The organism is Novosphingobium sp. BL-S-34 (genome assembly GCF_056857015.1).
Map to the genome: position 1 here is coordinate 2,045,324 of NZ_CM166472.1, position 12,713 is coordinate 2,058,036.

Annotated in this window: 17 protein-coding genes; 9 read left to right on the top strand and 8 right to left on the bottom strand. The window is 64.8% G+C overall.

Annotation, left to right across the window (positions count from 1 at the left end; translation table 11 throughout):
- Nucleotides 1-11 precede the first annotated feature (11 nt).
- The 6 genes from dnaQ to AC1VV3_RS09715 all read left to right on the top strand — a co-directional run bounded on the left by dnaQ (nucleotide 12) and on the right by AC1VV3_RS09715 (nucleotide 3,612).
- Nucleotides 12-695, top strand: a complete 684-nt coding sequence (dnaQ, locus tag AC1VV3_RS09690; protein ID WP_132264285.1) for a DNA polymerase III subunit epsilon — start codon at nucleotides 12-14, stop codon at nucleotides 693-695.
- Between the two features lie 24 nt (nucleotides 696-719).
- Nucleotides 720-1,289: a ribosome hibernation-promoting factor, HPF/YfiA family gene (gene hpf / locus AC1VV3_RS09695; RefSeq protein ID WP_132264283.1), complete on the top strand. Its 570-nt coding sequence runs from the start codon at nucleotides 720-722 to the stop codon at nucleotides 1,287-1,289.
- A 127-nt stretch (nucleotides 1,290-1,416) separates the two neighbouring features.
- Complete coding sequence (locus tag AC1VV3_RS09700; RefSeq protein WP_132264281.1) at nucleotides 1,417-1,878, top strand: PTS sugar transporter subunit IIA; 462 nt, start codon at nucleotides 1,417-1,419, stop codon at nucleotides 1,876-1,878.
- Between the two features lie 25 nt (nucleotides 1,879-1,903).
- Nucleotides 1,904-2,392 (top strand): PaaI family thioesterase, encoded by a 489-nt coding sequence (locus AC1VV3_RS09705; RefSeq protein WP_482961646.1) that lies wholly within the window; start codon nucleotides 1,904-1,906, stop codon nucleotides 2,390-2,392.
- A 1-nt stretch (nucleotide 2,393) separates the two neighbouring features.
- A complete protein-coding gene (locus AC1VV3_RS09710; RefSeq protein WP_132264278.1) occupies nucleotides 2,394-2,750 on the top strand; it encodes a DUF1491 family protein in 357 nt (118 codons plus the stop codon).
- A 193-nt stretch (nucleotides 2,751-2,943) separates the two neighbouring features.
- Nucleotides 2,944-3,612, top strand: a complete 669-nt coding sequence (locus AC1VV3_RS09715) for a cell wall hydrolase (RefSeq protein WP_132264276.1) — start codon at nucleotides 2,944-2,946, stop codon at nucleotides 3,610-3,612.
- A gap of 126 nt (nucleotides 3,613-3,738) precedes the next feature.
- On the opposite strand, the gene xth is transcribed toward AC1VV3_RS09715, so the two are convergent.
- The 3 genes from xth to AC1VV3_RS09730 all read right to left on the bottom strand — a co-directional run bounded on the left by xth (nucleotide 3,739) and on the right by AC1VV3_RS09730 (nucleotide 5,468).
- Nucleotides 3,739-4,515, bottom strand: a complete 777-nt coding sequence (xth, locus tag AC1VV3_RS09720; protein WP_208324875.1) for an exodeoxyribonuclease III — start codon at nucleotides 4,513-4,515, stop codon at nucleotides 3,739-3,741.
- Nucleotides 4,512-4,844, bottom strand: coding sequence for an iron-sulfur cluster insertion protein ErpA (erpA, locus tag AC1VV3_RS09725; RefSeq protein WP_132264273.1), 333 nt, complete (start codon nucleotides 4,842-4,844; stop codon nucleotides 4,512-4,514). The genes xth and erpA overlap by 4 nt, the downstream gene beginning before the upstream one ends.
- Before the next feature lie 198 nt (nucleotides 4,845-5,042).
- The gene (locus AC1VV3_RS09730) at nucleotides 5,043-5,468 is read right to left on the bottom strand and encodes a CBS domain-containing protein (RefSeq protein WP_482961647.1); all 426 of its coding nucleotides are present in this window, start codon (nucleotides 5,466-5,468) and stop codon (nucleotides 5,043-5,045) included.
- A 139-nt stretch (nucleotides 5,469-5,607) separates the two neighbouring features.
- Between AC1VV3_RS09730 and AC1VV3_RS09735 the strand changes: the two genes are divergently transcribed.
- Entirely contained in the window at nucleotides 5,608-5,901 is a 294-nt protein-coding gene (locus AC1VV3_RS09735) for a hypothetical protein (RefSeq protein ID WP_132265251.1), read from the top strand.
- A gap of 34 nt (nucleotides 5,902-5,935) precedes the next feature.
- On the opposite strand, the gene AC1VV3_RS09740 is transcribed toward AC1VV3_RS09735, so the two are convergent.
- The 5 genes from AC1VV3_RS09740 to AC1VV3_RS09760 form a co-directional block, all read right to left on the bottom strand.
- Nucleotides 5,936-6,325 carry a (2Fe-2S) ferredoxin domain-containing protein gene (locus AC1VV3_RS09740; RefSeq protein ID WP_482961648.1) on the bottom strand — a complete coding sequence of 130 codons (390 nt, stop codon included), beginning with the start codon at nucleotides 6,323-6,325 and terminating at the stop codon, nucleotides 5,936-5,938.
- A complete protein-coding gene (locus AC1VV3_RS09745) occupies nucleotides 6,322-6,753 on the bottom strand; it encodes an acyl-CoA thioesterase (protein ID WP_482961649.1) in 432 nt (143 codons plus the stop codon). Before AC1VV3_RS09745 ends, AC1VV3_RS09740 begins: the two co-directional genes overlap by 4 nt.
- Before the next feature lie 87 nt (nucleotides 6,754-6,840).
- Nucleotides 6,841-7,299 carry a DUF2497 domain-containing protein gene (locus AC1VV3_RS09750; RefSeq protein WP_431568068.1) on the bottom strand — a complete coding sequence of 153 codons (459 nt, stop codon included), beginning with the start codon at nucleotides 7,297-7,299 and terminating at the stop codon, nucleotides 6,841-6,843.
- 89 nt (nucleotides 7,300-7,388) lie between these two features.
- The gene (locus AC1VV3_RS09755) at nucleotides 7,389-8,846 is read right to left on the bottom strand and encodes a TolC family outer membrane protein (RefSeq protein WP_132264263.1); all 1,458 of its coding nucleotides are present in this window, start codon (nucleotides 8,844-8,846) and stop codon (nucleotides 7,389-7,391) included.
- 2 nt (nucleotides 8,847-8,848) lie between these two features.
- Nucleotides 8,849-9,442 (bottom strand): protein-L-isoaspartate O-methyltransferase family protein, encoded by a 594-nt coding sequence (locus AC1VV3_RS09760; protein WP_482961650.1) that lies wholly within the window; start codon nucleotides 9,440-9,442, stop codon nucleotides 8,849-8,851.
- A 288-nt stretch (nucleotides 9,443-9,730) separates the two neighbouring features.
- Here AC1VV3_RS09760 and AC1VV3_RS09765 point away from each other — a divergent pair, with 288 nt between their 5' ends.
- Both AC1VV3_RS09765 and AC1VV3_RS09770 read left to right on the top strand, forming a co-directional pair.
- The gene (locus tag AC1VV3_RS09765) at nucleotides 9,731-11,254 is read left to right on the top strand and encodes a fumarate hydratase (RefSeq protein WP_482961651.1); all 1,524 of its coding nucleotides are present in this window, start codon (nucleotides 9,731-9,733) and stop codon (nucleotides 11,252-11,254) included.
- A gap of 137 nt (nucleotides 11,255-11,391) precedes the next feature.
- Entirely contained in the window at nucleotides 11,392-12,678 is a 1,287-nt protein-coding gene (locus tag AC1VV3_RS09770) for a sensor histidine kinase (protein WP_132265249.1), read from the top strand.
- The last annotated feature ends 35 nt before the right edge of the window (nucleotides 12,679-12,713 follow it).

The window sequence follows — 12,713 nt, forward strand, 5'->3', positions numbered from 1 at the left end:
TATGGAGAGGGATGAGAGAGATCATCTTCGACACCGAGACTACAGGTTTCGACCCCAGGAACGGGGACCGGATGGTGGAGATCGGCTGCATCGAGATGGTCAACCGGGTGCCCACCGGCCAAACCTACCACGCCTATTTCAACCCCGAACGCACGATGCCCGCAGAAGCCGAAGCGGTGCACGGCCTGTCCGATGCCTTCCTGGCCGACAAGCCCCTGTTCGGCAGCTGCGCCCAGGCCTTCGTGGACTTCATCGGCGACGCGCCGATGATCGCGCACAATGCGGGCTTCGACTTCAACTTCATCAATTTCGAACTCGCCAAGTGCGGCTTTGCCGAAGTCTGCCTGACGCGGATGGTCGATACCGTGGCGCTCGCCAAAGTGCGGCATCCCGGCGCCAAGCTGTCTCTGGACGCGCTTTGCACGCGCTACGGAATTGATCGAAGTCATCGTACCAAGCACGGCGCCTTGCTAGACGCCGAGCTGCTCGCGCAGGTCTATGTGGAGCTGAGGGGCGGTCGCCAGATCGGCCTGGAGCTTCTCGCGGAAACCGCCGAAATCACGACGGAGGCGCGCATTCTCATTCGAAAGGATCGCCCGTTTCGTCAGCCGCGTCCACACGCGGCTACCGACGAGGAACTTCTTGTTCACGCAGAGTTTCTCAAGTCGGTCGATGCCCCGCTCTGGGGCGCCTGATTCACAGCAGAGGAGTAATCGCCCATGGACATCCGCGTTTCCGGCCATCAGGTCGACACCGGTGAAGCCCTCCAGAACCACGCCAGCGAGCGACTGACGGCGATCATAGACAAGTACTTCAGCCGAGCGCTGTCGTCCCAGGTCACCTTCGGACGCGCCCCGGCCGGCGCTTTCCGCTGCGATATCGTGATGCATGTGATGCAGAACCTGGTGCTGAAGGGCACCGGCATGGCACAGGACGCCCATATCGCCTGCGACCAGGCCGCCGAAAAGATCGACAAGCAGCTGCGCCGTTACAAGCGCCGGATCAAGGATCGCCACGAACAGTCGGCTCATGCCGTCGCAGTGGAAGAAGCCGCCTACACGATCTTCGAAGAACGCGCGAACGAGCAGGAAGAAGAGCAGGAAATCGACGCACCTGTCGTGATTGCGGAAACCCGTGTGGACGTTCCCGAGGCCACCGTTTCGGACGCGGTCATGATGCTCGACTTGCGCAACACCACGGCGCTGCTGTTCAAAAACGCTGGCACGGGGCGCCATAATATGGTTTACCGCCGCGGCGACGGTTCGATTGGCTGGGTCGAGCCGCACTGACGCCGACCGTAGCGCCGAATAGGCGTCTATACTTCTTTTCGAAGGACAAAGCATAACCCCCGGTTTTCCGGGGGTTATGGACGTTTAGTCCTAGGTAACCCATCTTGGGCCAGAACCAGAAACGCAGATGAGCAGTCTTTTTACCCTGTTGCCAGATGCCGTCGTGACTTCCAGCGCAGACAGCAAGCCCGTGATTCTCGGCCGACTCGCCGACCTTTTCGCCGAGGTTTACCACCTCGATCGCGAAGTCGTGCTTGCGCGCATTATCGAGCGCGAGGAACTGGGCAGCACGGGCTTCGGCCGCCGCATCGCCATACCGCATGCCCGCATGTCCGGTCTTGGGCGGCCCGTGGCCGTCGTGCTGCGACTGGACGCCCCCGTGGAATTCGAATCCGCGGATGGCGTGCCGGTCGATCTGGTGTTCGGCCTGCTTTCGCCCGAGAATGCCGGCGCCACTCACCTTCACGCCCTGGCCGCGATCTCGCGCATGATGCGCGATGAACGCATGCATTCCGCGCTGATCGATGCGCCCGGCCCCGAGGCGCTCTACAGCCTGCTCAGCAACGTCATCGATCGCGATGCCGCCTGAGACTTCGGACTCCGGCGCTCCGGACATGTCCGGCGCCGGCCTGCACTGGCGTGCGCTGGAAGGCCTCTATGCTTCGGCGCCGATCAACCAGATGTTCCGCTCTCGCCTCGATATCGTCGGCGAGGGGCATTCCCGCATCACTTTCGATGTGGAGCCGGACAGTTTCCACGCCGCCGGCGCGGCGCATGGGACGATCTATTTCAAGATGCTGGACGATGCGGCGTTCTATGCCGCCAACACGCTCGTCACCGATCGCTTCCTGCTTACCACTTCGTTCAACCTGCTGCTGAGCAAGCCGATCAAGGGCGGCACCATCGTGGCCGAAGGTCGCTGGGTCAGCGGCCGCCGCCGCGTGCTGGTGGCGGAATCGCGCCTGGTGGATGAGGAGGGCGACGAAGTGGGCCGCGGCACCGGCACGTTCATGCGCTCGCGCATCGCGCTTTCCGGCCTGCCCGGTTACGTCGTCCCGACTGCCCCGGGCCCGACTGGTCCCGGCCCGATCGGCACGGCCTGACATGGACGACCGCCTGCCCGCCCATCTGGAAGTCTCCGGCCTCATACGCGCAGTGGAAGCGGAAGGCGGATTCGGCATGGTTCTCAGCAAAGGTGAGCGCGACGCCGGGACGATCATGCTCGTCCTGCTCGAGAATGGAGGCAGTGCGCGCGCCTATGAACGCATGCCGGGCCTGGATGGCACGCGCGCCTGGCATTGCACTCGCCGCCAGGAGGAATCGGCAGATTTCGGCGAATCGCTAACGGCGAGACTCGCGTTCTCGGACTATGTGGAGAGACGCGGCACGCAGGACCCCGACCTTTGGGTTGTGGAACTGGATGTCGCGAAGCCCGAACGCTTCATCGGGCTTGGTGTATAACCGGGTTGACTTGCACGGCATGCAAGTTAATGGCCTCTTCGCAGACGCGGAAGCGGCTCGGGTAGCATTTCGGCCAACCCGGCTAGCACGCAGACGGGGAATCGTCGGCAGGATCGTTGGAAGGTGAACGCCTCTAAAAGGCATTCCGTTCCCGCCTGCGTCGGATTGGTTCACCGCCCTTGATCTAAAGTTGATGCGAAGCAAAGTTCAGTGGGCAAGCGCAGTGGCGCTGGCCGCTACGATATTGACCACCCTATTCGGCGCACAGGGTTCGGGCGCCGCGGCTCTGGCACCAGTCCTGGTCCAGGCCCAATCGAACCTCGATCCGATCTTCGTCTCGAAGCCGGTCGTCCAGTCCCTCCCCTCGGAAGACGGGGTAGACGCGACGGATGACGACAGTGCAGCAGGCGCAGAAGATCAGGACGCTTCGCAGGACAACCCGGTCGATGCAGACACGCTGGCGCAGCTTGTTGCCCAGCAGTCCGTACCTGGCCGTTTGAGCAGCGAAATGCGCTGCCTGGCCAGCGCGATCTACTTCGAATCGCGCGGCGAAACTCTGGAAGGCCAGCTGGCTGTTGGCCGCGTGATCATCAACCGCGCGGAATCGGGTCGCTTCCCGGCCAGCTACTGCGGCGTCGTCTACCAGCCGGCGCAGTTCTCCTTCATCCAGGGCAAGAAGATGCCCAAGGTGCGCGAACAGTCGAGCGGCTGGCGCGAAGCCGTGGCCGTCGCCAAGATCGCCATGGAAAAGAGCTGGAAGAGCCCGGTCAAGGGTGCGCTGTTCTTCCACGCCACGCGCGTGGAACCGAACTGGCGCCTGACGCGCCTGGCCCGCGTGGACAATCACATCTTCTACCGTTGATCCGGCGGTGATCGGTCTGGGGGCGCGCTGCAGCCCCTGTAGCGGGACATGAGAAGGGGAGCGAAATCGGTGCGCCATGCACCGCTTTCGCTCCCCTTTCTCGTGCCGTTATCGGGCCCGCCGGAATCAGTCCCTCAGATGGACCCAGACCGGGGTATGGTCGCTGGCCTTCTCGCGGCCGCGGTAGGACTTGTCGACGCCGCAGGCCACGAGCCTGTCCGCCAGCTCGGGCGAGAGCAGTGCATGATCGATGCGGAAGCCATGGTCGCGCTGCCAGGCGCCGGCCTGATAGTCCCAGAAGGTCCAGACGCCGCCGCGCGGGTTGTGAGTGGCGATCGCGTCGGTCCAGCCGTCTCCGAGCAGGCGGAAATAGGCATCGCGCGATTCCGGCTGCATCAGGGCATCGGCCGCCATGGCCGGCGGCGACCAGACATCGCAATCGGTGGGGATGACGTTGAAATCGCCGGTGACGATGGCGGGAACTTCTTCGGCCTTGATCGCGTCCATGCGGCGGCGGAGGCGGTCCATCCAGCGCAGCTTGTAGTCGAACTTGGGACCGGGCACCGGATTGCCATTGGGCAGGTAGATGCAAACGACGCGCATTCCGAAGACGTCCGCCTCCAGATAGCGCGAATGCTCGTCCTCAGGCTCCCCATCCAGGCCGCGCTGCACTTCCACCGGCATCTCGCCATCGGCAAGGATGGCCACGCCGTTGAAGCCCTTCTGGCCGTGCCAGATGCCCTTGTAGCCGATCTTCTCGAACTCGGCGATCGGGAAGCCTTCGTCCTGGCTCTTGATCTCCTGCAGGCAGGCGACGGCCGGTCGCGTCTCTTCCAGCCATTCGAGCAGGCGGGGCAGGCGCGCCTTGACCCCGTTGATGTTGAACGTCGCGATCTTCCTCATACCGAGAAGCTCGATCCGCATCCGCATCCGGCCGCAGCCTGGGGGTTCTCCACCTTGAAGGCCGCACCGCCAAGAGATTCCACGTAGTCGACCACGCAGCCGCTCACGAGATCGAGGCTCATCGAGTCCACGACCAGTCGCACGCCGTCCGTTTCCGCGACGGTGTCATCCGCCTCGGGCGCCTCGGCGAGGCCGAACTTGTATTGGAAGCCGGAGCAGCCGCCGCCTTCGACCGAGAGACGAAGAATCGCGGGCTTGCCCTGCTTTTCGGCAATCGCGGCAACGCGCGAGGCCGCCGAGGGGCTGAGAGTGACGGTTTGCTGGTCCATGTCCGCGATGTAGGCCTCCCCGCCCCCCGCGGCAAGGCGCGGAGGGCAGAGGAATCCTGTCCGGCTTGGTAGGGCGATTGCGCCGGGAAGCCTGTGCGGCGGCGCGTCGCCATGCGGCACCGCCCGCGCACTCTGGCGGATCGTTCTGACGGCCTCGCGCGGCCGGAAGGGAGTGCCCAAAGGGAGGCCGGAGCCGGTTCAGGCCATCTGGATATAGTCGCGCATGGCGGCGGCTTCGGATTCCACCTTTTCCAGTCGGTACTTCACGATGTCGCCGATCGATACGAAAGCGACCATGCGATCGCCGACGGTCACCGGCAGGTGGCGAATGCGCCGCCGCGTCATCAACGCCAGCGCAGCCAGGGCCGAGGCGGATGGATCCACCGTGACGGGCGGAGAGGTCATGACTTCGCTGACCTGCATGCCCAGCACGCTCGGCCCGAATTCGTGCAGGCGGTAGATCACGTCGCGCTCGGAAAAGATCCCGACGAGGCTGTCGCCTTCGAAGATCGGCAATGCGCCGATGCGGCGATCGGCCAGAAGGGACGCCGCCTCGCTGACGGTGCAATCGGCCTGGCAGGTGATAACGGCCTCCCGGCCGGCGATGATCCGCTCGATCGTCATCGTTTCAATCTCCCGTAATCGGGTCCTCGACCCGCTCCTCGCACGCCCTCTGTCGGGGCTTGGTCGATGGAGAGTAACACAGGCCCGGCACCGCCACGAGTCCCTTGCGAGCCGGCGCGCGAAGGCGCACATGGGCCGGATGATACCGCGCTCGCCCCTGGATGACCCCGAAAAGGCCGCCCACGCCTGGGCGCGCTATCGCCGCATCATGCGCTATATGCTGACAGTGACGGTGGCTCTGGTGATCGCTTCGGTGATTCTGCTCTACCGTTCCAACGGGATGGTCTCGGTGCACTTCTACATTGCCGCGGCATTGGGCATCGGCTTCACCATGCTGCTGGCGTCCGCGCTGATGGGCCTGGTGTTCCTGTCCAGCGGCACCGGCCATGACGAGGCGGTCGTCGATCCGCTGGACGACGATCACCGGTTCTGAATTTTCGGCTGCGGAACGCCAGGCGCCGGACGAATCAGGTTGCCGCAGGTCTCAGGCGGAATTCCTCGACCGGGTGGCCGCCGATCAGGTGCTCCTGGATGATCCGCTCCAGCACATCCTCGGTGCAGGAGTGGTACCACACGCCGTCCGGCCAGACCACGGCGACCGGACCGGCGAAACAGATGCGCAGGCAATCGGCCTTGGTCCGGGCGACGCCGCCGCCGTCCTGACGCAGGGGGCCGTCGAGCCCGAGCTGCTTGAGCCGCTTCTTCAGGTATTTCCATGAGGCCGCGCCCTGCTGCGGCGCGCAGCACTCGCCCTTCTGGGGTTCGGCGCAGATGAAGATGTGCCGCTGGATTCCGTCGCCTCCGGATTTCGCCAGTGCATCGGCGGCGCGCGCGATGTCTTCGGCCGTGGCGCTCATGCGCGGAACATCCATTGCCGGGCGTTTTCCAGATAGGCTTCGGTCAGCGGCGCAGGGCCGCTTGGACCGACCATGACGATTACGGTGCGGGCGAAAACCACGGGCTTGCCCTCCTGCATCACCACCTGAAGCACGGTCTGGCTGGTCCGTCCCATGCGTTCCACCGCGCCGTGCACGGTGACCGCCTCCGGATAGTGAGTCTCGCCCAGGTAATCGATGGCGATGCTGGCCACCATCGTCGAGAGCCCGGCGAGGTGCTCAAGGCCGCCCGCCGTGCGGAAGAAACGCACGCGTGCGTCCTCCAGAATGCCGGCCATGGCGACGTTGTTGATGTGCATGTTCACGTCGAGATCGCCGAAACGCGGTTCGATCTGACACGAGAACGGGTAGCGCGCGGCGTCTAGCAGCGCGGGATCGGGTTTAGCCATGTTCCGGGAAGTAGGAAGCGGCGGCCGGATGGTCCAGTGCGAACGTGCCGGCAGGCCGCCGGCCGATCTCTCACCGGCGGGGCGCTGTCAGCCCTTCTTGCCCACGATCCGGGCGATCTCGGCAGCGACGAGCCGCTCCACCATCGGTGGCAGGTTCTTGTCGAGCCATTCGGCAAGCGCCGGGCGCAGCAATTCGCGAGTCAGGGCTTCCAGCGAAGTCTCGCCCGAGCGGACGATCTGCGGCGGCACGCCGGGTTCCGAGATCATGGCCAACGCCGCCAGCGATTCGCGCATCGAATTGCGCTTCTCGTCATGAACCAGCGCGGGCTCGTCGGCAGGTTCGTCGGGCACGAGCTGCGCGGTTTCCGCCAGATCGAGCACATCGTCATCCTCGTCCTCGAGCATGACCGCGCGGAGATCCTCCACCGAACGGCGGTGCCGCTCGGCCCGGGCATCGGACCGCGAATCGACACGCATGTCGCGGGCGATCACCTGCTTGATCGACTGGAGAATCTCCTCGACCGAAGGTTCACCGCTTTGACGCATGCCACTTTGCCCCTGCTCGCTGGTCCGGCTGCCTGCTTCAAAGGCCCACCGGACGCGACGAAAATCCTGCTCCGAATCGGAGCAGCCAATTACTGCTGCGGAATGTTCCCGTCCTGCACTTGCGTGTCAACGGTCCGGGTGGACTTGGCCACGGGTGCCGGATCGTTATCCCAGTCGAGAATCTTGCCCTTCACCCGGTCGTAATTGATCTCGGGATCGTAGAGAATTCCGCCGTCCAGGTTGAGATCGCGGGCCTCGGCCTTGCCCATGGCCGCCAGCAGGGTGAAGCCGGCGACGTAAGCGTTGCGCCGTGCCGTCACCAGGGTGACTTGGGCGTTCAGCAGTTCCTGCTCGGCATTGAGAATGTCGAGAATGGTGCGGTTGCCTACCGAATTCTCGGCGCGGACGCCTTCCAGGCTGAGCGAGGCGGCGTCTACCGCCACTTGCGAGGAGCGGATCAGGTCGTTCGAGGCGTTCCACGAGGTGAAGGACGACCGTACCTGGGCGATCACGTCGCGTTCGGCGGCGATTTCCTGTTCCAGCGTGGCGGAAGCCGTGGCCTGGGCCTGGCGGCGCTGCGCGGCGGGCAATCCGCCCTGGAAGATCGGGATCGACAACTGCGCCCCGGCCTGCGCGGCGGTATCGTGCTGGGACACGCCTGAGCTGGGCACGCCGCGTGCCAGGGTATTGAAGTAGTTGTTGTAGGTGCCTTGGCCGAACAGCCGCAGCGTCGGCAGGCGGCTGGCGCCGGCGACGTCGATGTCCTTTTCCGCAGCCTTGGTACGCTCTCGCGCGCCGATCAGATCGGGGTTGGAATCGAGCGCGATGGCGGAGGCTTCATCCGCATTGCCGGGAAGGTTCGGCAGGGGCGGCGGCGCCTCCAGAGCCTCGGGCGCATGGCCGACGAGGCGGATGTAAGTCTCCCGCGCGCCGGCCAGATTGGCTTCGGCGGTGCGCAAGTCGCTCTGGGCGACGGCCAGGCGCGACTGCGACTGCGCCACGTCGGTGCGCGTGAGGTCGCCGATCTGGAAGCGGTCGCTGGTGGCCTGCAGGTTGGTCTGCAGAACGCTGACGTTCTTGCGGTTGAGCCCGACGATCGCCTCGGTGCGGATCACGTCCATGTAGGCCGCGACCACTTGCGAGAAGATCGAGGCTTCCGTGGCGCGCAAGTCTGCCTGTCCGGCGTCGACGCGGATCTTCGCGGCCTTGATGCGGTTCTTCACCGCGCCGCCCGAATAGATCGGCACGCCCAGGTCCGCCCCGGCATTGAAAGTGCGCGCGGGCGCGTTGAACGAATTCTCGCTCTGCTTCAGGAACTCCGTGTAGGTGCCGCTGACGCTGGCGTTCGGCCGCCCCTGGGCCTTGGCGATCGGCACGCCCTCATCCGTGGCGCGCTGCTGCGCGCGCGCGGATTCGAGCGTGGGATTGGTTTGATAGGCGGCAACAAGCGCATCGCGCAGGGTATCTGCCAGCGCCGGAGCGCCGGTCAGAGCCAGTGTCAGACATCCCCCCGCGAGCAGCCCGGCACGCTTTGCGAACCGGGCCACGTTCAGAAGCTCCAGTGTTTGGGAGCAGCGAATTCGGGAAGAACCGGAATCCCCATCTCGATCAGCGGCAGCAGCGAAACCGCGCCGGCAGCCTTCACGCCCGATGCGAGGCGCGTGACGCCGCGCACGACCAGACCGGTCACCACGCGGCCGCCGTCGACCACTTGCGCGGCGAGAGCGGCGGGCAGTTCCTCGATCGCACCGTCGATCACGACGAGCGAATAGCCGCCCTCACCCGCCAGAGCGACGGCTTCGGCAGGGTCCACCACGGTCAGCGAACCGGCGAGCGGACGCAGCAGCGCAGCCAGATAGCCATTGGCTTCGCCCACGAGCAGGACCTTGTCGTCCTGAGTGGGAGCCGCTTCGGCCAGAATCTTGCCGTGAACGAGCGGAGCGGCCAGGAACCGGCCGTTTTCCAGCGCGATCGCGCGGTCGATATAGGCGGCGTCGCGCATGGCGGCCGGAACGAAGTTCTCGCGGGCGACGCGGGCCATTGCGGTGAGCACCCAGGGTTCGTTGACCCCGCTGGTGCGCAGCTGGCTGACGATCATCGCGTGGCGTGCTTCGGTGGCGGACCGATCCTCGGTCAGGGTCATTGCGGCCTATTCCTCATGCTGGCGCGGGAAAGGACGGCAGACGCCTGTACCCCGCAAATACGGACTTTATGCCGGGCCTTCTAAGCGAAGCGGCGATGCAGGCCAAGCAGTTTGAAATACCTTGGTCGATCAATCGTGACGCTTTGACGATGCCGTTCCCGAACATGCAACCCGCTGCGCGTGGAACACAAGAATCGCCGCGCGAAATGCGCTTTTGCGCAAATGTCAAAGCGGGTCTAAGGAGCGCGCAAAACCACGTGATCCGCAAAAAACGGGAGCGCCTAATCCATGACAGAAATGGTGACCATCCGCGAAGACGACCTGATCGACAGTGTCGCCGACGCACTTCAGTATATCAGCTACTTCCACCCGATGGACTACATCCGCGCGCTGGGCGACGCCTATGAGGCGGAACAAGGCCCCGCCGCCAAGGATGCCATCGCCCAGATCCTGACCAACAGCCGCATGTGCGCGGAAGGGCATCGCCCGATCTGCCAGGACACCGGCATCGTCAACGTCTTCATCGAATGGGGCCAGAACTGCCGCCTCGAATCCGAGAAGTCGCTGCAGGAAGTGGTCGATGAAGGCGTGCGCCGCGCCTACAACAATGCCGAGAACAAGCTGCGCGCTTCGGTTCTGGCCGACCCCGCCTTCACCCGCCGCAACACCAAGGACAACACCCCTTCGGTGCTTTCGGTCAGCATGGTCCCCGGCTCCAAGGTCTCGGTGGACGTTGCGGCCAAGGGCGGCGGTTCGGAGAACAAGTCGAAGTTCAAGATGATGAATCCCAGCGATTCCATCGTCGACTGGGTGATCGAGATGCTGCCCCAGATGGGTGCCGGCTGGTGCCCGCCGGGCATGCTGGGCATCGGCATCGGCGGCACCGCCGAGCACTGCGTCAAGCTCGCCAAGCAGAGCCTGATGGAGCCGATCGACATGGCACAGCTCAAGCAGCGCGGCCCGCAGAACGATATCGAGGCGCTGCGCATCGAGATCTTCGACAAGGTGAATGCCCTCGGCATCGGCGCGCAGGGCCTTGGCGGCCTGGCCACCATCCTGGACGTCAAGATCATGGACTGGCCGTGCCACGCCGCCGGCAAGCCGGTCGCCATGATCCCCAACTGCGCCGCCACCCGCCACGCGCATTTCACGCTGGACGGTTCCGGCCCGAAGTACCTCGAAACCCCGAATCTGGACGAGTGGCCGCAGGTGGAGTGGGCTCCCGATGCCGGCGCCATCCGCGTCGACCTCGACACCCTCACCCCCGAGATCGTCCAGAGCTGGAAGCAGGGCGATCGCCTGCTGCTGAACGGCAAGATGCTGACCGGCCGCGACGCCGCGCACAAGCGCATCGCCGACATGCTCGCCAAGGGCGAGGAACTGCCGGTCGATTTCAAGGGCCGCGTGATCTACTACGTCGGCCCGGTCGATCCGGTGCGCGAGGAAGTCGTCGGCCCCGCCGGCCCGACCACCGCGACCCGCATGGACAAGTTCTCGGACACCATGCTCGATCTTGGCCTGCTGGCCAGCATCGGCAAGTCGGAGCGCGGCCCCGCCGCCACCGAATCCATCGCCAAGCACAAGTCGGCCTATCTGATGGCGGTCGGCGGCGCCGCCTACCTCGTCGCGCGCGCGATCAAGGAAGCCAAGGTCGTCGGCTTTGCGGACCTCGGCATGGAGGCGATCTACGAATTCACCGTCAAGGACATGCCGGTGACCGTGGCGGTCGATTCCGAGGGCAAGAACGTCCACCAGCTGGCGCCGCTGGTGTGGAAGGAAAAGATCGCCAAGGAGCACCTGCTTCCGGCGTGATCGAAGCCCGGTCCGGCGGCTTTTCCGTCGGACCGGACCTTCCCTCGGCGCCGCTTCGACGAATGTCGGTCGCGGCCCGATCAGGGAACTGGCGCGCGGGGGATTTTTTGCGCTATCCCCTGCAGATGACGACCCCCATGACGCCCGTCTCCACCCAGCCGCGTGTGCCTGCGCGGCTCGTCCTGCTTTCCCTTGCCGCCCTCTGGGCCTGTTACTTCGTCGTCGCCACGCTGCGCGGCGTCGCGATGGGCTACGACATGTTCTGGCCGATGGTGTCGCGGCGGCTGACGATCTGCGTCCTGTCCATGCTGCTGATGGCGGCGGTCTGGCCGCTGCTGCAACTTCTGGATCGCCGCTCGGCCGGTACGCGCTTCGTGGTGGTGCTGGTCAGCGCGCTGCCGCTGGCGATCGCGCTCTCGCTCATCAACGATGCGATCTTCGCCGACATGAATTCGGACAAGGACGAGCAGTACCAGCACGATTCCGTCGACGGCCCCAGCAATGTGCGGATCAGCCGGGACGATGCGGGCAATATCCTGGTCGATCTTCCCAAGAGCATGTCGCCGAAATCGGAGACCAGCGAATCTCCCGTTGCCGAGGCCGGCGATGGTGAGCGCAAGTCGGAGACGACGACCGAAACCCGTTCGGAAATCAGCGTCGATGCCGAGAAGATGTTCGGTCAGGCCTACGATCGCTGGGCGAACATGGCCGACACCGCCTTCGGCCGCTATTTCCTGGTGCTGGCCTGGGCGGCTCTCTATTTCGCGCTGGTCAAGGCGGAGGAAGCCCGCGCCGCGGAATGGCGCGAGGGCGAATATCGCCGGGCGGCGGCGGCGGCGGAGCTGCGATCGCTGCGCTATCAGGTCAATCCGCACTTCCTGTTCAACACGCTCAATTCGCTTTCCGCACTGGTCATGATCGGCAAGCAGGACGATGCCGAAAAGATGATCCAGAATCTTTCGACCTTCTATCGGCGAACACTTTCCGGGGATCCCACCAGCGATCTTGCACTTGTCGACGAAATCGAGATGCAGAAGCTCTATTTCGCAATAGAAGCGGTGCGGTTTCCGAATCGATTGTTAACGACGATTGATGTTGACGATTCCGTTCTTGGTGCAATGGTGCCCGGCATGATCCTGCAGCCGCTCGTAGAGAATTCGGTGAAGTATGCCGTTGCCGCCACCCAGCGGCCGGTGACGATCGCCGTTCGCGCGCGCCGCGATGACGACATGCTGGAGATCAGCGTGGTGGACGATGGGCCGGGATGCCCGGAAAACAGCGGCGGTTTCGGGATCGGCCTCGGCAATGTGCGGGATCGCCTGCGCGCCCGCTACGGCGCTGCGGCCACGATTGCGTTCGGCAAACGCCCCGAGGGCGGCTTTGCCACGGTCCTGAGAATGCCCCTGGAGGCTGGTTTTGCCTGACATTTCCCCTGAACTTACCGAGGCGGCGCCGCTTC